Genomic DNA, 18,235 nt, shown 5'->3' with positions numbered 1-18,235 from the left:
GTTCCGCTCCCCCGTTCGTTTCAGCGCGCCGCCTTCCGCGTGGCCAGCAGAACCCCCGTTCCCGCCAGCGCCATGCCGCCCCAGGCCACGGGCGGCATCACCTCGCCCAGCATGACCCAAGCGATCACCGCGGCCAGCGGCGGCACCAGGAAGAAAAGCGCCGACACCTTGGCCACGTCGCCCACCCGGATCATCGCCAGCAAGAGCCCCACCGCCACCAGCGAATTACCCACCACCAGGTAAAAGAGCACGCCCACGAACGGCCAGCTCCAGTCGATCGACAGATCCTCCTGCAACGCCAGCAAGGGCAATATTCCCACCAGACCGGCGGCATAGCCCACGAGGTTCGAGGTGACCGGGTGGTGCTGCAACCCGAACCGCTTTTCCCACAGCGATGCGGTGACGATCCCCGCCAACCCGATGATCGCAAAGACAAAGCCCATCACGCTCGGCGGCTCCAGCGTCGAGCGCGCGCCGATCACCACCGCCGCGCCGATCAATCCCAGGATCAGCCCGCACCACTGTTTCCAACCGACGCGCTCGCCCGTCCAGCGCGGCGCGATCAGCCCCACAGCGATCGGCTGCAACGTCATCAACAGCGCCACCGTGCCCGCCGCCACACCCGCCTCCAGCGCGTAATACGTCATTCCGAAATAGACCGACTGGATCAGCACCCCGACGATGGCCAGGTGACCCCATTCCGCCCGGGTTTTGGGCAAGGGCGGGCGCAGCGCCGCCCACAGCAACGCCATCGCCGCCACCACCAGCGCGAACCGCATCGCCAGGATGACCATCGGCGCGGCATAGCCAAGACCGACCTTGGCCACGCCATAGCCGCCCGACCACAGACAAAGAAAGATGACCGGCGCGAGCCGCAGCCAGATCGGGCGGTCGGGTGACATAAGGGGACGGGTCCTTCGGGTTGATCCACCGTCCGTTATGAGCCGTAAGCGCCCCGAGCAACAGCCTTTTCTGCCCGCACTCGACCGCCCGAACCGGCCGGTCGACCCGCCCGGCCCGCCGATTGACGAGACCCGGTCGCAATCAGGCAAGACAGCACACGCTGTTAAAGGGGCGTCTTCAAAGCCATCCGCTCCGAAAACTGCTGTCCGCCGCAATCGGCGCCGATGCGTGGCTCTTCATCGTCGCCTCGGGGCTTTGGACCAACGGCAAAGGACTCGGGGCGACGCAACGTCGCGACGACCCCGCGTTGAGGGGCGAAAGCGTATTTCCGCCGACCGCCGTCCCGATTATGCAGATTCACGCGGATGAAAATCATGTGATCTGACTTGGAACAAGATTGCCTCTAGCTCGTTAAGGGTACAGCAGAAAGAAAGAGGACCTCATGAAAACCAAGATTACAGCCCTTGTGACCGCAGCCGCCCTGACAGTGACGGCCTGCGACAACTTGTCCGACGAAGAGCAAGGCGCGCTCATCGGCGCCGGTGCCGGCGCCATCGCGGCACAGGCATTCGACGCCAACGCCGGCTGGACCGTGGTTACCGCTGCAGCTGGTGCCGCCGCCGGCGCTCTCATTGCCCGCAACCAGCGCACCAACCAGTGCGCCTATGCGGACGGCCGTGGCGGCTACGTGACGCGCCCCTGCTAAACGCCAGAAAATTCTACGAATTTTCTCGCCCCACATTCTTCGGACGAAGAATGTGGGGTTTCTCGTTTCAACCCCGTCCGCGATAGGGCGGCACGCCCTGATCCGGCACCCAGACCCCCTGCGGCATCTCGCCGGTCTGCCAGAAGACGTCGATCGGAATCCCCCCGCGCGGATACCAGTATCCTCCGATCCGCAGCCATTGCGGCTCCAGGAACGCCATCAGCCGTCGGGCGATCGAGATGGTGCAATCCTCGTGGAACGCGCCGTGATTGCGAAAGCTTGTCAGATACAGCTTCAGCGACTTGCTTTCCACCAGCCAATGGCCCGGCACATAGTCGATCACCAGATGCGCGAAATCCGGCTGCCCGGTCATCGGGCAGAGCGAGGTGAACTCCGGCGCGGTGAACCGCACGTTATAGGCCACGTCGGCCTGCGGGTTCTCGACGCGCTCCAGTTCGGCCTCCTCCGGGCTTTGCGGCACTTTCGTCTCACCGCCCAACTGTTTGAGATTCTTGTAGATATCTTCCGCCATTCCGTCCTCCGTCAGACCCCGCGCATGTTGCCCCACAGGGTCACGTGCAATTGCGGCAGCACCCGCGCGTCATACCACTTTTCTTCCGTCACCCGATCTACCAGCCAGCGCATCCGCGCCTCCAGCCCGTCGCGGTCCACGACCGCCGTGTCGTCATCGGGGGGCGGGGGCGTATGGTTGCCCGGCTGCAGGTAGACCGGCAATTGCGGGAACATCGCCGCCGCCTCGCGCGCATAGGCGAAATCCGCCTCGTCGAACACGACCAGCTTCAGCACCGTCTGCGTGCCTTGCCCCGCCTCCACGCATTCGGCCACCAGCCCCCAGTCGGTCGTCATCCCGCTAGACGGCGGCTTGGGCGACAGCACCAGCATGTCCAGCGCCTCGAACCAGCCGCGCACGACCGACCCCTGCGTTTCCATGGCAAAGTAACAGCCCTGTTCCTGCCCCAGCCGGATCAGCTCGGCCATCGGCTGGATCGCCGGATTGCCCCCGGAGAGCGTGATCAGGATCGGCGTGCCCCCCGACAGGCGCGCCACCTCCTCCATGATCGCCTCGGGCGTCATCGGCTTCCACGTGTCGCGATAGTCGTTGTCCACCGCGTGCATGCTGTCGCACCAGGAACAGCGGAAATCGCAGCCCCCCGTGCACACGAACACCGTCGGCTGCCCGATCAGGGCGCCCTCGCCCTGGATCGTCGGCCCGAAGATCTCGGACACGCGAATGAGGCGCTTGTCGCTCACGGCCGATACTCCGCCCATGTCTTCGGGGTCTCGCTGACCTTCGCAGCGGTGACTTCCGGCCAGCGCGCACGACACCAGTCGTGCAAATGTTTCGCCAGCCGCTCGGCGGTCACGCAATCATCCCCCAGCACATCGTTCAGGTGCCGGTGATCCAGCGTCTCGTCGACATACCGCTTGAACGCGCCCAGATCGTGGTAATCCCGCACGAACCCGTGCGCGTTCAACGCCTCGGCCCGCAACTCGATCACAACGATGTAATTGTGCCCATGCAGCCGCGCGCATTGATGGTCCTCGGGCAGCCCATGCAACTGGTGGCTGGCCGAGAAATGGAACTCCTTGGTAATCGTGTACATCACGCGATCCCCGTCGCCGCTTTCCAGAACTGCGCATCGGCATAGGCGGTCGGGTCTGCGACCCCGGCCAGGTGAAACGCCTCGCGCCGCTCCACGCAGGTGCCGCAGCGCCCGCAATGCACGTCCCCGCCCTTGTAGCACGACCATGTCTCGGCAAAGGGCGTTCCCCACTTCGCGCCCTCGGTCACGATATCCGCCTTCGACCCGGTCAGGAACGGCGTATACAGCTGCACCTCGGCCACGCCCTCCAGCGCCTCGCCCTGCATCGCCTGGAACGCCTCGACAAAGCCGGGCCGGCAATCGGGGTATATGAAATGATCCCCGCCGTGGACAGCGGCCGCCACCGCCTGCGCCTTCTCCGCCGCCGCCATGCCGAACGCGATGGCCAGCATGATCGCATTGCGATTGGGCACGATGGTGATCTTCATCGTCTCTTCCGCGTAATGCCCGTCCGGCACCTCGACATCATCGGTCAGGGCCGAGCCCGACAGCGCCGCGCCCACGCCCGAGATGTCCACAACCTTGTGCGGCACGCCCAGACGGCGCGCACAGGCCGCGGCGAATTCCACTTCCTTCACATGCCGCTGGCCATAGTCGAAGGACAAAAGCCCCCGCAGCGTGCCCTCGCCCGCCACCTTGTGCGCCAGCGACACGGAATCAAGCCCGCCAGAGCAGATCACGATCGTATCCATAGATTTGGTCCTTGTTTTTTAACGCGGGTAGGCTGCGACCGCAGGGCGCTCACCTAGCGGGTTCGGCGTCTTCTTGCAAGACCCGGGCCGCCACGTTGCGCGCCGACCACCACCAGAACCGCCACATCAGGAACACGCCCGCCAGCGCCAGCCCCACCGCCAGCCCCAGCCAGATGCCCACGCCGCCCCAGCCCAGCCAGAACCCCATGGCGTAACTGACCGGCACGCCGACGACCCAATAGCTGACGGCGGCGATCCACATCGGCACGCGGGTGTCCTGCACGCCCCGCAACAGCCCCAGCGCCATCACCTGCGCCGCGTCCACCAGCTGAAACAGCGCCGCCGCCGCCAACAGGCCCACGCCCACGGCGATCACCGCCGCCCGGTCGGGCTCATCGGGGTTCAGGAACGCCGCGATCATCGGCTCCGGCCCCGCCAGGAACAGCACGACCGTGACCAAGGCAAAGAGGCCCGACAATGCCAGCACCACCTTCGCGCCGTCCCGCAATCCCGGCCCGTCCCCGCGCCCGAACGCGTTGCCAGCCCGGATCGTGGCTGCATTGCTCAATCCCACATGCACCATGAAGGTCAGCGAACTCACCTGCAGCGCGATCCCGTGCGCGGCCAGCGCGATCGTGCCCAGCCAGCCCATCATCACCGTCGAGGCCGCGAAAAGCCCCACTTCGGCCAGGCTGGTGATCCCGATCGGCCAACCCAGGCGGAACACCTGCCCGAACGCCTCCCGATCCGGCCGCCAGACCCGGGAAAACAGGGCGTGTTCCGGCGTCACCTTCGCGGCATAGACCGCCAGCGCCACGAAACTGGCACTGGTCACCACCAGCGAGGCCACCGCGGCCCCGCGCACCCCCAGCTCCGGCGCGCCCCAATTGCCGAAGATGAGCGCGTAGTTCACCACCACGTTCAACCCCACGGCCCCCACCGTGACCCAAAGCACCACCTGCGTGCGCTCCAGCGCCGCCAAGTGCGATTTCAACACCATGACCAACAAAGCCGGAAACAGCGCGAACCCCACGATCTCGGCATATTCCCCGGCCAGTGCGGCGGTCCCCGCCTCCTGCCCCGACGCCAGGAAAAGCGGCCCCGACCAGAGCATCACCGGTAACGCGCAGGCGGCAAAAAGCACCGAGGCCCAGCCGCCCATCCGCGTCACCCGCCGCACTTGTGTCTCGTCTCCCGCACCCTGCGCCGCCGCCACCAGCGGCATCACCGCCCAGGCAAAGCCCGATCCGAAAATGAACAGCACGAAAAAGAGCGTGCCCCCCAAGACCTCCGCCGCCAGCGCCTCGACCGAGTACCAGCCCAGCATCAGCGCGTCGGTCAGCGTGATCGCCATCTGCGCCAGGTGACTGCCCACCAGCGGCAGCCCCAGCTTCAGCGCGGCGCGCCCGTGCTCACGATATGTCATCCCCCCGCTCATGGCACAGCCATTAGAGGCTTTCCCGGCCCGGCAAAACCCCTTTCGACCGGCCCGCCACGTTCCGCGCACCGCCCCCCTTTTTCTTGCCGAAAATACTCATGGCGCAGCGGCGCCTACAGCACCGCCGCCACCAGTTGCAGCGACACCGCGGCGATCACCGCTCCGGCAGCCATCTCGATCACCGGCAGCGCACGCGCGCCTGCCCCGCCCGTGGCCAGCCGCGCCAGCACGCCTGTCCGCAGACTAACAGCCGCCACCGCCACCACCATGGTCACGCTCGCCGTGCCCAGCCCCATGATGAAGGCGCCGGCGATGCCCGCCAGGTCGATCCCGAAGCGCCATGTCAGGATCAGCAGGAACAGCGCCCCGGTACAGGGCCGGATCGCCACCGCGCCCACCAACGCGACCGCCTCCCGCCAGCCGTGCACATTGGCCGCTTCCTCCACGCTCGGCCCGTGCCGATGCCCGCAGGTCGAACAGATACCGTCACCGAGATCATGTGTGTGCTCGTGAGCAGCTGCATGCCCCTGGCCGTGCTCCCGCGCCCGCCACAACTTCATCGCCCCGCGCAGTACCAGCCACAACCCCACCAGCGCAATCGCGCCATAGCTCACCGCCGCCAGTGTCCGGTCTGCCAGCCCCGTCACCGCCTCGCGCCCCAGCCCCAGCGCGTAAAGCCCCGCATAGACCAGCAGCACCGCCGCCGCCGCCTGCGCCAGGCTCGATGCCAGCGCCAGGCCCACCAGCCGCTTGACCGGCACCGCCCGCCCAACGCCGTACCCGCCGATCAGCAGCTTGCCATGCCCCGGCCCCGCCGCGTGAAAGAACCCGTAGGCGAAACAGATCCCCCAAAGACCCACCAGCGCCCCGGCCTCTCCGGCCCGCAGCTTTTGCAGGTAACCCGCCATCGCCTGTTGCACCTCGCGCTGCCCGTCCAGCGCCCAGGCCTGCAACGCGGACGCACCGCCAAAGCCCCACAGCCAGACCGCCAGCGCCACCACGCCAAGGCCAAGCGCCGTCACGACCCCGCGCATGTCACCTCGGCGGTAAAGGCATAGTGGACGCCGACCTTGGCCTCCTCGAAGAACATCTCGTCGTCGCTGTTGCCCATCTCGGCCACCCGCGCATCGGCGGCCTCCTTGTCCGGCGGCACGATCCGCGCCGCGCAGCCCTCGGGCAGGCCCTCCACCCCCACAAGGCTCAGCGACGCATAGTAATAGGGGTCATACGGCTCCAGCCGCAGCATCTCGCCCGCATCTAGCTCCAGCGCCTCCACCGGCCGCCGATGCCGCGTCACCAGCGCGCCGTCCCGCATCCCAACCGACAGCGCCTCGGCCGGTCCAAGCTCCAGCGCGCCCTCCGCGTGATGGGCAAAAAGCGCCCCGTCGAACCCCTCGGGCCAGTCCTCGAGGTCGAACCCCAGCAAAAGGGCTTTTTCCTCTTCTGTCAGAACAAGATCGGCATCCGGATCCAGCCCCCGGTCGCTCAGCACCAGCATGGTAAACAGCGGGTCGTAGACCCAGGTCACCTCGATCGCATCGACGCGCCCCTCGGCATCGGTCTCGAGTGTCAGCGTCACGTTGACGAAAACATGCGGATGCGCCCGCGCCATCGGCGCGGCGATCAGGCAGCAGATCAGGATCAGGCCACGCCACATGGTCCAAAGCTCTAGGTCCTGACCGCCCCCGCCGCAAGGGCGGCGTCGCACGCCACATGCCGCGACCGGAAAATGCGCATTTTCCGGCCCATTTCCTGCCCAGGAAATGGCCCCGGCCGCCCCCGTCGCGCGCCTCGGGATCACGGAGACAAACCGACGGGGCTTGCCGCCCGTCCGCCTCCTACCTCTCAGTCCCGCGCGGGCAGCAACGCCGCATCGAACTGCCCCGCGGACGCGACAAAACTCTGAACCCACAGCGCCGCCTCTTTATCGCCCGCCGCCAGGTCCAGAACCCCGTCCGACGCCGCCACCGCGTTCAGCCAGGCGATCAGCCCCCCGCGCTCCGCCGCGCCACAATAGCGCAGCGCGAACCAGTCCGGGGCAAGCTTTCCATGCGTGCGCCTCGGCCGGCGCATCACGGCGGCCCCAAACGCCAACAGGCCGGGCCTGCCCAGCTCCGGGTGATCGAAGATCGCGTCCAACGTCCCGGTCAGCACCTCCAGCGCCCAGCCGCCGCACAGCAACGTCTCCAGCAGCGCCGAGGGCGTGTAGACCGCCCCCTCCTCTGTCGTGTCGGCCCATGCGAAATGCCACATCATCGCCCGCGCCCACGCGTCCAGAACCGCGCGCTGGCCCAAAGTGAACAGCCCCGGGTTCGCCCGCACCGCATCCCCGAACCGCAAAAGTTCCGTGCCCACGCCGATGTCATCGACCAACCCGTCCTCGGCCATGATCTCCAGGTATCGCGGCAGGAACAGCCTGAGGTCGCCCGGATCCGCCGGCACCCCATGCGCCGAGTGGGAATAATCGCGGATCTGCGCCACGCTCAGCCGGTCGTTCCGCGTCGCGATAATCGCCTTGCGCGCCGCCTCGGTCATGCAGACAGGGCACAGGCACACCTCGAGCTGCGCACTCACATACCCGCGCCCGAACGCGTCATAGGCGGCCTCGACCGCCCGCAACAGCTCTGCCTTGTAGGGTCCGTCCGTCACCGGCCCGCTCTCCGGCGCAGCCGGTGCAACCGTCTCAGTGGGTCCAGGCGCCCCGGCGATTGGTGGCGAAATTCTCGCCATAGCCGCCCTTGCGAATGTTGGGCTTGCGCTTGTGCGGCTCGGCCACGACCACGTCGATGCCGTGCTCCTTGGCGTATTCCAGCGCCGCCTCCTTGCTGGCAAAGCGCAGCTTGACCTGCGCCTGCATGTCCGACGAACTGGTCCAGCCCATCAGCGGATCGACATCGCGCCCGGACTCGTTCACATGCTCCAGCACCCAGGAATTGCTGTTGCCCTGTCCCGATTGGGTGGCAGTCCGCGCGGGCTGGTAGATACGTGCTGGCATGGCGTCTCTCCATTCTGGTCTTGCCTCCCCGATTACCCCAAGCGCCCCTCATGTCACAAGAGGCCATTTGCGCGCGCCCCCCGGCTTTTTCTTGCTGAAAATACTCGAATCCCGACGCTTACCCCTGACGAAACCCGTCACCATTGCGGGCGCCGCACCCGGCCCGCCTTGAACTCGGGCGCGCAGGCAACAACTCTAGGACAAGTCTCAAGGATTCGCCCCATGCCCTACGCCCATTCCGACAAGTCCACCGCCCTGATGCACGCGCCCGCACCCGACGTGAAGGCGCGCGAGAAACTCGAGGGCGGCAAACGGTTCGAAATGGTCACCGAATTCTCGCCCGCCGGCGACCAGCCCACCGCGATCGCCGAGCTGTCCGCGGGCGTCGACGATGGCGAGCGCGACCAGGTCCTTCTGGGCGCCACCGGCACCGGCAAGACCTACACCATGGCCAAGGTGATCGAGGAAACCCAGCGCCCCGCCATCATCCTCGCCCCCAACAAGACCCTCGCGGCCCAGCTCTACGGCGAGTTCAAGAACTTCTTTCCCAACAACGCCGTCGAGTATTTCGTCAGCTACTACGACTACTACCAGCCCGAGGCCTACGTGCCGCGCTCGGACACCTACATCGAGAAGGAATCCCAGATCAACGAACAGATCGACCGGATGCGCCACTCCGCCACCCGCGCGCTTCTGGAACGCGACGACGTGATCATTGTGGCCTCGGTCTCCTGCATCTACGGCATCGGCAGCGTCGAGACCTACGGCGCCATGACGCAGGACCTCAAGGTCGGCTCCGACTACGACCAGCGCGCCGTCATGGCCGATCTTGTGGCCCAGCAATACCGCCGCAACGACCAAGCGTTCCAGCGTGGCTCGTTCCGGGTGCGCGGGGATTCACTGGAGATCTTCCCGGCCCACCTGGAAGACCGCGCATGGAAGCTGAGCTTCTTCGGCGAAGAACTTGAATCCATTACAGAATTCGATCCCCTGACGGGTGAGAAAACCGGCAGTTTCGACCAGATCCGCGTCTACGCCAACTCGCACTACGTCACGCCCAAGCCGACGATGCAACAAGCCATCATCGGCATCAAAAAAGAGCTGCGCACCCGCCTTGACCAGCTTGTCGGCGAGGGCAAACTGCTGGAGGCGCAGCGGCTGGAGCAACGCACCAATTTCGACCTCGAAATGCTGGAAGCGACCGGCGTCTGCAACGGCATCGAGAACTATTCACGCTATCTCACGGGCCGCGCCCCGGGCGAGCCGCCCCCCACGCTGTTCGAGTTCATCCCAGACAATGCCATTGTTTTTGCGGACGAATCCCACGTCTCCGTCCCGCAGATCGGCGGCATGTACAAAGGCGACTACCGGCGCAAGTTCACGCTCGCCGAGCACGGCTTCCGCCTGCCCAGCTGCATGGACAACCGCCCCCTCAAGTTCGAGGAATGGGATGCCATGCGCCCGCAATCCGTCTTCGTCTCCGCCACCCCGGCCAAGTGGGAGATCGAGCAAACAGGCGGCGTCTTCACCGAACAGGTCATCCGCCCCACCGGCCTTTTGGATCCGCAGGTCGAAATCCGCCCTGTCGAGATGCAGGTCGACGACCTGCTCGACGAGGTGCGCCGCGTGTCACAGGCCGGCTACCGCACGCTGGTGACCACGCTGACCAAGCGTATGGCCGAGGACCTGACCGAGTACCTGCACGAACAGCGCATCCGCGTGCGCTACATGCACTCCGACATCGATACCATTGAAAGGATTGAGATTCTCCGCGACCTGCGTCTCGGCGCTTTCGACGTCCTGATCGGCATCAACCTCTTGCGCGAGGGGCTCGACATCCCCGAATGCGGCCTCGTCGCCATTCTGGACGCCGACAAGGAAGGCTTCCTGCGCTCCGAAACTTCCCTCATCCAGACCATCGGCCGCGCCGCGCGCAACGCCGAGGGCCGCGTGATCATGTATGCCGACCGCATGACCGGCAGCATGGAACGCGCCATCGGCGAGACCAACCGCCGCCGCGAAAAGCAGATCGCCTACAATGAAGAACACGGCATAACCCCTGAAACAATCAGGAAAAATGTCGAGGACATCCTCGCCGGCCTCTACCAGGGCGATGTCGACATGAACCGGGTCACGGCCAAGGTCGACAAGCCCCTCGTCGGCGCCAACCTGCAGGCCCATCTCGACGGGTTACGCACCGAGATGCGCAAGGCCGCCGAAAACCTCGAATTCGAAGAAGCCGCCCGCCTGCGCGACGAGGTCAAACGCCTCGAAGCCGTCGACCTCGCCGTCCACGACGACCCCCTGGCGCGCCAGTCCGCGGTCGAGGCCGCGTCGGACGCCGCCACGAAGTCACAGGGCCGGTCTACGGCGGGACGGCCGGGGCAACGGGGTGGGAATGTGAAGCGGAAGAAGCGCTAGCGCTCAGTTCGAATATAGGAGTTGCTTATCCAGATCTGCATCCGAGCGTCTTTGCTAGCTTGGGCAAGCAAAAATTCAGCTTCAATAAGTGTCATAGCCTTTTCGAGGCGTTGGGCAGACTGAAATTCGTTGCAACGCAGCCAAATGCGGCTCAAGCCTTTGAATCTGGTTTTTTGCCCGTCTGGAATTCGGGGCGCAATCTTTTGAAAGTCACCATCGTGTGAGACTAGGACAGCTTGTTTGTCTTCGGCAACAAAAGCAACCAAGGGGTCAACGGAACCTTCGGGTATCAGATCTCGTATAAATTCAACATCATGTGCAGTCCCCATCAAATAGTTCTTGGCCGACATGGGAACATTTTCGTCAAGCATAAATCGCATGTGGTAATTTCATACAATTTATGCCGATTTATCAAAACAATTTTCATGATCCAGAGCCGCTTGAACATCGGCTGCTGTCAACGACGGGTACTCGGTCAGGATTTGCTCTACGCTGAAACCTGCCTCATAGTACCGACGAATTGTCGATGTTGGAATTCGAGTGCCAGAAATCACCCACGAGTTTCTCGCAACGAATTTATGTCGCTCGACCGCGCCGACTTTTTCTTGAGGTCGCGAACTAAGCTCCGCGACTTTTTCTTGGACATCGTTGATTACATCTATGACCGCCAGCATAGCAAGTTGACCGTCTCGGAGGCTTTCAATGTCCCCAGTTTGCGGATTCCTAAAGTGAACTTCTTTTTTCACCACGTAAAGGGTAGTGTCCGCCCAGTGATCGAAGCCTTTTGCTTTTAGCTCTTCAGCAACGTCTTTCAGCTTTTTGAAACCAATTTTGTATTTGGATCGGAGCGTTTCGATAGTTTTCAGACCAACAACGTCCTTGAACGAATAAAAACGGCTATATGCGGCTTTTCGATCATCATAAGCAAACTTAGGCTGGAAAAAACCTTTTCTATCCCAAGCTCTAAGCTGACCCTTGGTGAGACCAGTCACTCTAGAAACGTGGTCTTCAGTAAGTGCCACTACATTGGAATTTGCTTGCGAGGTGCCCATAACAATCATCTATTGCCTACGTAATCTATTATCCAATCAAATTTTGCTGCAAAGCATTCCTCAAAACACCCCCGCCACCTCATACATCACCGGCTCGAATCGCGTGCACAGCGTCGCGATCTCCCGGTTCCGCCGCCGCATCTCCTCGGACCGCAGCATCGCCTGGAAATCCTCCCGCCGTTCCCATTGCGAGTAATTGGCGATCCGCGTCTGCGCATCGTTCACATGCAGCCCCGCCGCGATAAACCCTGCCTGTTTCGAGATGAACTCCGCATAGGCCGCCTCCAGCGCTTCCAGCAAATCCGCGCAGGTTCCGGGCGAGCATTCGAACGTGGTCACGACGGTCTGGCACGTGGCCCCGGCCTCGATCTTCAACATGGCGATTCCTCCTCGCGTTAAGCCTAGCACAGCCCCGCCTCAAAACGAGATCGTATCCACCGGCCGCACCCGCACGCCCTCGATCACCTGCTCCTGCCCCGGCACGCGCGCGACCCTCGGCGCTGCCCCGCGACAGCGCTCACCACCGCCTCCAAACCGCGCACCGTATCATGACGGCACGTTTCCGCCGATTTTTGACCTGCGCGGGAACCGGCCATGCCGATACGCGGTTATGTCGCCGAACGCCTGGAGCGGTGCGCCACGGGGCCACCCGACGTTCGCAAAGAAGGAGTTGAATGATGAAATCGTTTCTCAGAACCACCGCGCTGGCAGCCGTGCTGTCCCTGCCGCTCGCCGCGACCGCCGCAGAAACCGCCGTGTCCGACATTTCCGTCGAGGCGGACCTGAGCTCCATCCAGAACGCCACCGCCGCCAGTGTCTGGGCCAACCTGCCCGCCGACCTGCAAAACACCCTCGCCGTCCGACTGGCCAACCAGATCGCCCCCGAGGATGAGGACGGCGCCGATGTCATGATCGACATCACCTCGGTCGAACTGGCCTCATCCTTCGAGAACGCGGCGAATCTCGCCGATTCGCGCATCACCGGCGACGTCATCATCGAACGGGCCGGCTCCGAGTATGACGAGGCCTACACGCTGACCGTCAGCGCCGAGCAGGCCGCTGTCCTGCTGCCGGCGGGTGCGGATATCATGCTGCTCACCCCCGGCAGCATGGAATTCTACACCGCGATGGTTGACGCGTTCGCCGGCAACATCGTCGAGAAGTTGCAGTAAGGCACCGAACGCAGGATGCGCCGCCCGCCCCGCGATGGCTCCGGGGCGGGCGGTGCCGCTTCAGACCCGCAGCGCCCGGTCCGACAGCTTTTGGAAATAAGGCGCATGATGGTGCAGGTAGTCCCGCAGATGCGGCGCGGTCCCGACCAGCGCCTCGAATTCCATTTCCTTGCGCAGCATCTCTTCGGGGTCCGCCGTGCGGATGCCCGATGACGTGCTGGCCTCTTCGTGCCAGGCACTGACATGCTCCCAGTCCTCGGGCGGCGCCTGCCAGTTGAACGCGGCCTCGGTATAGTCCAGCCCGATCCGCGCCCAGAGCGCACGCATGATGCCCTTGGGGTCGGCCCGCACCGCCTCGGCCTCGATCACCACCGGCGACAGGTCCGCGTCCTCCGCCGCCTGGTAAAGCTGCCATTGCGCCTCGATACCGACTTCCTCGCGCGTGAAATCCGGGTCCAGCTTGTGATAGCTCAGAAGCGACGCCACCGGCGGACGCACCAGGAACACATGCGTGATCCGGCGCAGCATCTCCGGGTCGTCCAGCATCCGCGGCACCACGTAGAACGCCATGTCCTTGAAAAAGACCGGCCCGCTCTCGGCCCGTTCCCGAAGCATGTCGCAGATGCCCTCATAGGTGGTCGGATGCCCCGGCACCGGCTCGAAGCCGGGAAAGTCACGCCCCTGGCCCACGTAATAGTCGTACATGAACGGCTCGTGCAGCACATCCAGATCGCCGCGTTCGCGCATGATCCGTTCCGTCGCCGTGGACATCGAGCGGGGATGCGCCCAAAGCGCGATGATCTTGTGCATACGAAAGCCCTCCTGCCCGGACCCTACAAAGAGCGCGCGGCAGGTGCTAGGGCTTTGTCGCGCCGGGATTTCCTGTCAGAGCGATCCCTCGTCGGTCAGTGACATGGGCCGCGTGGTCGAGCCATCGCGATAGGCGATGCACTGCCACGGCGCCTGCCCCGGCCCCACGCCCACGATCACCTCGGTACCGGCCTCGGAAAACGTCGAACTCAGCAGCACCACGTCGGCGTTGCCCGTCTCTTCCGTCACCGCTGTCAGGCAGGCCTGCGCGGCGGCATCCGGCATGTCCGTGGCCTGCGCAGCCGCGCCGCTCGTGCCTGCGGCGGGATCGTCGCTGCCCTCCACAAGGTAGTCGCCCGCAGCCCATCCCTCGACCCCCGGATCGGCCAGCGTCGCCACCCGGCACCAGCGCCGCGCCTCTTCCATCCGGCACCCGAGGTTGCGGACGTTCTGCCCGTTGTTCAGCACCGTCACCACGGCAGCGCCGCCCGACGGGGCCGCACGCAGGTTCAGCACGCCACCGCCCGAGGTCGCCACGCGATAGAAATCCGGCCCGCCCTGCAGCCCGTCGGCATAGTCGTTGCGGACCACGTCCTCCGTCGCGCCTTCGATGCTGATGGAAAGCTTGTACTCCGACACTTCCTCGCGCCGTGCGGCACTGCGCATCATGTAGACCGAGATCGTGTAGGTCCCCGACGCAGGCAGCACCCCGTCGAACTGGTTCAGGTCGGGCACCATCTCGCCCATCGTCCCGGCATTGGCAATCGCCTCGTCGCCCGGCCCCTTACCGGGGGCGTAGACGTTGAAGTACGTGGCCAGGTTCGATGGCTCCAGCCGCACCTGCATCCGCTGTCCGGCCTCCGCGCTCAATGTGTAAAGCACGCTCTCATACCCGGTGATCCTGTCGGTGATCGTCGTGCCGGACGTGCCTGCGGCGAAGCGCACCGTTTGGGTCCGCGCCTCGTCCTGCGCCACCAGGGCGGCGGGTGCCCCGCAGGCCATCGCAATGGCGAAAAAAAGATTCCCTGTATTCATCAGGGACCTCCCTCCATTGAAATCATGCAGCAAAAGGCCCTGAAACATATAGAGGTAACGCGCTTTCGAAAAGAACACGGGCCTGTCCGCCGAGCCACGGACAAGCCCATCATAGCACATTCCACGCCCCAGCGACCAAAGATCGGGCCAATGGTCGGCGCGGCAAATCCGCCGCGCGGGGTCAGAAGTCGAACAGGTCTTCCAGGAACCCGCCGCGCTTCTTGCGCTTCTCGGGGCGACTGTCGGCCTGCCACACGCGGGCATCCGGCGCCTCGGGGGTGGTCCGCTCGATGATCTTGTCCAGCTCGCCCCGGTCCAGCCACACACCGCGGCATTGCGGGCAATAGTCGATCTCGACACCGGCGCGATCGGTGATCACCAGCGTTTCTCCGTCAACCGGGCATTTCATCGGGCAGTCCTCCTGTAGCCAAACTGATGGCCTTCCAGATGGGCATCGCATGCCGGTTTCTCAAGCCTCGGCCCAGGACATGGCACCGCGCAGGCGGCATGTCGCACACCACGTAACACGATGGCCCAAGGCCGCGCCCGGCCGCCGTGACATGGATCACCCCCGCCGCAGCACCCGCCCGTCCGTCACCAACAACCCCAGCGCGATCAGGCAAAAGCCGCCCCAGGCCGCAGCCCCCAGCCGCTCGCCCAGGAAGGCCGCGCCAAGCCCTGCCGCGAAGGGCGGGATCATCAGCGTCACCAGCATCAGGTTCGCCGCTCCCGCCCGCCGCAGGATGGCAAAGTAAAGCAGGTAGGCCAGCGCCGTCGACAGCGCCGCAACCGACAAAAGCGCCGCCCATACATGCCCCGACAGGTCGAGGCGCGGCACCCCGTCCACCCAAAGCGCCAACGGCAGCATCAGGACGCTCGATCCCATCAGCATCCCCAGCGCGTTCATCTGCGGCGCCTGCCCCGCCAGTGCTCGCTTGGCCCAGACGCTCGCCAGCGCATAGCTCAGCGCCCCTCCAAGCACCGTCAGCTGCGCAAGGTTGCGCAAATCCACCCCGCGCAGCAGGTCCGGCCCCATGATCGCCGCCACGCCCATCAACCCCAGCAACGCCCCCACGATCTTGCGCGGCAACAGCGGCTCGTCGCGCAAGAGCAGCCCCGCCACCACCGCGCCGAAGACCGCCGTCGTGCCATTCAGGATCGACGCCAGGCCGCTTTGCAGCTCCACCTGCGCCCAGAAGATCAGCGAGAACGGAATCGCGTTGTTCAGCGCCCCCATCACCAGGTACGCGCCCCACACCCCCGGCGCGCGCGGCAACCGCAGCCCCAGCACGCACACGACGCCCAACAGGATCGGCACCGCCCAGAAAACCCGGTGCAGCGCGATGGTGAGGGGCGGCACCTCGGCCAGCGCGATTTCTGCGAAAAAGAACGACCCGCCCCAGACGGCGGCCAGTGACAGCAGCATCACGGCCGAGGCCGCGGATATCGAAGGGCTTGTGGTCATGCCCCTTGCTGGCACGACCGCAAAGGTGTCGCGACCCGTTTCTTGCGGGAAGCACCGCCCCGTCAGCCGGTCTCGATAAATGCCGCGCTCAGGCCATCCCCTCGCCGGTGCGCTTGAGACGCACGCCGTTGATCTTCCAGCCGCCGGGTCCCTGGATCATCTCGTATTCCAGCTCGTGATACACCCCGTCCGCGCCCCGAATCAGCACGTCCTGCATCAGCGCATCGCCTTTGTCCCGCTCGCCCAGGAACTCGACCTCCGCAGGCCGCCAGACCATCGGATAGCCGTTGCGCACCATCTGCCCGAACCGCTCGGATGAGCCGAAGATGCCCTGGATCATCGGGCTGGCATGTGTAAAGGCGGTGTCGAAATCGTCCTGCTGAAACGCATCCAGCTGGTCCGAGATCACCTGCCGCGCCGCATCATCCGCGCGGGCCGGCAAGGCCAAAAGGAAGATCACTAGGAAAAAAGACAGAAAACGGGTCATGACAAAACTCCTTTTCACAGGAAATAGCCCGTCCCGCCCCCGCATCAAATCCGGCTGCGTCTACGGCGCCTGGATCGACCGCAGGAACGCCACCAGGTCCGCCACCGGCGGCGTCACCATCACCGGCTGTCCCGCCTCGGTGCGCACCGCCACCTGCTCGGTACTATCGAAGAAATCGCCGTAGACCGGCATGCTCGATCCGTGCGCCACCAGCGGGTCGCGCCCGTCGATCCGCTGCGCCACCCGCTCGACGGGAAAGGCGCCGCCATGGCGCGCGGTCAGCGTCGTCAGGTCCGACGGCTGCACCAGCAGCACCTCGCGCATCGGCCCCCGGCCATCCGCCTGCGGCCCGTGGCAACTGACGCAATGCTGCGCATAAAGCGCGGCACCCGTCCCGGCGTTCCCCTCCGCCAGAACCGGCACCGCGCCAAGGACCAGACTTGCAACCGCCCCGCTCAGCCGCAGGTGTCTGGTCCAAACCTTCTGCAAACCGAACATTTTCATGCGCTCCTCCGGGCGTTTGGCGCCGCCGCGCTCCGCGACCGGAATTTGTGCTCCGGCACGACTCAAACGGCGTACACCGGCCAGTATGCACCGATCCGAGCACGCGCACCTTGATATGGATCATGCAGGCGCCGTTCCCGCTCCCGCTGTGCTCTAGCGCACCTGCAACCCCGAGATCCGGGCCTGGATCGTGCTGCCAGTGTCATCACTGTCTCCGGACACAGCCAATCCCACCAGCGACGTCGCCTGCCCGCCGAACGCACGGGCGTAATCAGACGCCAGATCGACGCTTTCGCGCGCCTCGCCCGTGCCCGCGCCGCGCAGCACCACCGTCTTGCCCCGCGCGCCCAGATAGGGGCTGTTCAGCACCGCGCCCCGCGCGTGTTCGCCACCCCAGACATAGACCAGCACCCGCACATCGTCGTTCGACAAGAGCCGGGTCACGCGGCTGCCCCGCACGCGCTCGGCCTCGGCTTCGGGCAGAAACACGAAGTACAGGGCCAGGTTGCGGTCGTCGCCGCCCTTGCGAGCCAGATCGGTGGGCGGCACGCTTTGCGACACCTGCCAGTTCCACGACGCGCCACTGGCCTGCCATGCGCTCTGTGGCAATTCGCGGTAAAGCAGCGACACCGCGCCGTCCGACTCCACGTCCAGTGCCCCGCCCCTCCGCGCATACTCATTCCTCGAAAACAGCGAGAACCGCTGATGTTTCCAGCTTCCATCAAAGGTCACCGGCGCGGACCATGCCGCAGGCGCCGGAAGGCAGGTCAGGGCGGCCAGGGCGGCCGACAGAACAATACGCATAACAGTTCCTCCTCGTTACCCGCGGTGACCTAGCCGGCCCGCCCGCACGCGCCAGTCACCCTTGCGTGAGCCTCAGATGATCCCGTTCGGCGTTTGAACCCCTCCGGCCGCGACCCCGACCCATCT

General features: G+C 65.1%; 24 protein-coding genes. 4 read left to right on the top strand and 20 right to left on the bottom strand.

Translation table 11 applies throughout. The features are described from left to right. Positions 1–20: 20 nt before the first annotated feature. Positions 21–902, bottom strand: coding sequence for a DMT family transporter (locus FIU89_RS07170; RefSeq protein WP_152491963.1), 882 nt, complete (start codon positions 900–902; stop codon positions 21–23). A gap of 122 nt (positions 903–1,024) precedes the next feature. Between FIU89_RS07170 and FIU89_RS22440 the strand changes: the two genes are divergently transcribed. Beyond that, the gene (locus FIU89_RS22440; protein WP_216647057.1) at positions 1,025–1,288 is read left to right on the top strand and encodes a hypothetical protein; all 264 of its coding nucleotides are present in this window, start codon (positions 1,025–1,027) and stop codon (positions 1,286–1,288) included. A 57-nt stretch (positions 1,289–1,345) separates the two neighbouring features. Next, a complete protein-coding gene (locus FIU89_RS07160) occupies positions 1,346–1,609 on the top strand; it encodes a glycine zipper 2TM domain-containing protein (RefSeq protein ID WP_152491961.1) in 264 nt (87 codons plus the stop codon). Between the two features lie 67 nt (positions 1,610–1,676). Here the strand turns inward: FIU89_RS07160 and queF are convergent, their stop codons facing one another. From queF to FIU89_RS07115, 9 genes are all read right to left on the bottom strand, one after another. After that, a complete protein-coding gene (queF, locus tag FIU89_RS07155; protein WP_152491960.1) occupies positions 1,677–2,141 on the bottom strand; it encodes a preQ(1) synthase in 465 nt (154 codons plus the stop codon). An 11-nt stretch (positions 2,142–2,152) separates the two neighbouring features. After that, positions 2,153–2,899 (bottom strand): 7-carboxy-7-deazaguanine synthase QueE, encoded by a 747-nt coding sequence (queE, locus tag FIU89_RS07150; RefSeq protein WP_152491959.1) that lies wholly within the window; start codon positions 2,897–2,899, stop codon positions 2,153–2,155. Further along, entirely contained in the window at positions 2,878–3,234 is a 357-nt protein-coding gene (locus FIU89_RS07145) for a 6-pyruvoyl tetrahydropterin synthase family protein (protein WP_152491958.1), read from the bottom strand. The genes queE and FIU89_RS07145 overlap by 22 nt, the downstream gene beginning before the upstream one ends. Continuing rightward, entirely contained in the window at positions 3,234–3,926 is a 693-nt protein-coding gene (queC, locus tag FIU89_RS07140) for a 7-cyano-7-deazaguanine synthase QueC (protein WP_152491957.1), read from the bottom strand. Before queC ends, FIU89_RS07145 begins: the two co-directional genes overlap by 1 nt. Positions 3,927–3,975: 49 nt before the next feature. Further along, complete coding sequence (locus tag FIU89_RS07135) at positions 3,976–5,364, bottom strand: MATE family efflux transporter (protein ID WP_152491956.1); 1,389 nt, start codon at positions 5,362–5,364, stop codon at positions 3,976–3,978. A 113-nt stretch (positions 5,365–5,477) separates the two neighbouring features. Next, positions 5,478–6,398 carry a nickel/cobalt transporter gene (locus FIU89_RS07130; protein WP_152491955.1) on the bottom strand — a complete coding sequence of 307 codons (921 nt, stop codon included), beginning with the start codon at positions 6,396–6,398 and terminating at the stop codon, positions 5,478–5,480. Further along, positions 6,383–7,072, bottom strand: coding sequence for a DUF1007 family protein (locus FIU89_RS07125; protein WP_172978056.1), 690 nt, complete (start codon positions 7,070–7,072; stop codon positions 6,383–6,385). Before FIU89_RS07125 ends, FIU89_RS07130 begins: the two co-directional genes overlap by 16 nt. 137 nt (positions 7,073–7,209) lie before the next feature. Next, positions 7,210–8,013, bottom strand: coding sequence for a hypothetical protein (locus tag FIU89_RS07120; RefSeq protein WP_152491953.1), 804 nt, complete (start codon positions 8,011–8,013; stop codon positions 7,210–7,212). Between the two features lie 34 nt (positions 8,014–8,047). After that, the gene (locus FIU89_RS07115) at positions 8,048–8,359 is read right to left on the bottom strand and encodes an ETC complex I subunit (protein WP_152491952.1); all 312 of its coding nucleotides are present in this window, start codon (positions 8,357–8,359) and stop codon (positions 8,048–8,050) included. Between the two features lie 222 nt (positions 8,360–8,581). Between FIU89_RS07115 and uvrB the strand changes: the two genes are divergently transcribed. Further along, positions 8,582–10,780 (top strand): excinuclease ABC subunit UvrB, encoded by a 2,199-nt coding sequence (uvrB, locus tag FIU89_RS07110; protein ID WP_152491951.1) that lies wholly within the window; start codon positions 8,582–8,584, stop codon positions 10,778–10,780. Here uvrB and FIU89_RS07105 read toward each other — a convergent pair. From FIU89_RS07105 to FIU89_RS07095, 3 genes are read right to left on the bottom strand one after another with little or no spacing between them, the layout of a single operon-like run. Beyond that, positions 10,777–11,160 carry a DUF5615 family PIN-like protein gene (locus FIU89_RS07105; protein WP_172978055.1) on the bottom strand — a complete coding sequence of 128 codons (384 nt, stop codon included), beginning with the start codon at positions 11,158–11,160 and terminating at the stop codon, positions 10,777–10,779. The genes uvrB and FIU89_RS07105 overlap by 4 nt on opposite strands. An 18-nt stretch (positions 11,161–11,178) precedes the next feature. After that, on the bottom strand, positions 11,179–11,832 hold the full coding sequence (locus tag FIU89_RS07100) for a DUF433 domain-containing protein (RefSeq protein ID WP_172978054.1): 654 nt from the start codon (positions 11,830–11,832) through the stop codon (positions 11,179–11,181). 60 nt (positions 11,833–11,892) lie between these two features. Beyond that, a complete protein-coding gene (locus FIU89_RS07095; RefSeq protein WP_152491948.1) occupies positions 11,893–12,210 on the bottom strand; it encodes an antibiotic biosynthesis monooxygenase in 318 nt (105 codons plus the stop codon). A gap of 299 nt (positions 12,211–12,509) precedes the next feature. Here FIU89_RS07095 and FIU89_RS07090 point away from each other — a divergent pair, with 299 nt between their 5' ends. Next, positions 12,510–13,004, top strand: coding sequence for a hypothetical protein (locus FIU89_RS07090; RefSeq protein ID WP_152491947.1), 495 nt, complete (start codon positions 12,510–12,512; stop codon positions 13,002–13,004). Positions 13,005–13,064: 60 nt separating this feature from the next. Here FIU89_RS07090 and FIU89_RS07085 read toward each other — a convergent pair whose 3' ends face one another. The 7 genes from FIU89_RS07085 to FIU89_RS07055 all read right to left on the bottom strand — a co-directional run bounded on the left by FIU89_RS07085 (position 13,065) and on the right by FIU89_RS07055 (position 18,109). After that, on the bottom strand, positions 13,065–13,814 hold the full coding sequence (locus tag FIU89_RS07085) for a hypothetical protein (protein WP_152491946.1): 750 nt from the start codon (positions 13,812–13,814) through the stop codon (positions 13,065–13,067). A 75-nt stretch (positions 13,815–13,889) separates the two neighbouring features. After that, positions 13,890–14,849 (bottom strand): SH3 domain-containing protein, encoded by a 960-nt coding sequence (locus tag FIU89_RS07080; RefSeq protein ID WP_172978053.1) that lies wholly within the window; start codon positions 14,847–14,849, stop codon positions 13,890–13,892. Positions 14,850–15,030: 181 nt separating this feature from the next. Beyond that, positions 15,031–15,258: a zf-TFIIB domain-containing protein gene (locus FIU89_RS07075; RefSeq protein ID WP_152491944.1), complete on the bottom strand. Its 228-nt coding sequence runs from the start codon at positions 15,256–15,258 to the stop codon at positions 15,031–15,033. A gap of 156 nt (positions 15,259–15,414) precedes the next feature. After that, complete coding sequence (locus tag FIU89_RS07070) at positions 15,415–16,314, bottom strand: DMT family transporter (protein WP_254701816.1); 900 nt, start codon at positions 16,312–16,314, stop codon at positions 15,415–15,417. An 88-nt stretch (positions 16,315–16,402) separates the two neighbouring features. Next, positions 16,403–16,801 (bottom strand): DUF4864 domain-containing protein, encoded by a 399-nt coding sequence (locus tag FIU89_RS07065; RefSeq protein ID WP_152491943.1) that lies wholly within the window; start codon positions 16,799–16,801, stop codon positions 16,403–16,405. Between the two features lie 60 nt (positions 16,802–16,861). Further along, positions 16,862–17,305, bottom strand: coding sequence for a cytochrome c (locus FIU89_RS07060; protein WP_254701815.1), 444 nt, complete (start codon positions 17,303–17,305; stop codon positions 16,862–16,864). 153 nt (positions 17,306–17,458) lie between these two features. Continuing rightward, the gene (locus FIU89_RS07055) at positions 17,459–18,109 is read right to left on the bottom strand and encodes a DUF3047 domain-containing protein (RefSeq protein WP_152491942.1); all 651 of its coding nucleotides are present in this window, start codon (positions 18,107–18,109) and stop codon (positions 17,459–17,461) included. Positions 18,110–18,235 lie beyond the last annotated feature (126 nt).

This window comes from Roseovarius sp. THAF27, from assembly GCF_009363655.1.
In the GTDB taxonomy this organism is placed as follows: domain Bacteria; phylum Pseudomonadota; class Alphaproteobacteria; order Rhodobacterales; family Rhodobacteraceae; genus Roseovarius.
Note: the sequence above shows the minus strand (reverse complement) of the source record. Positions and strands in the feature narration are given on the sequence as shown.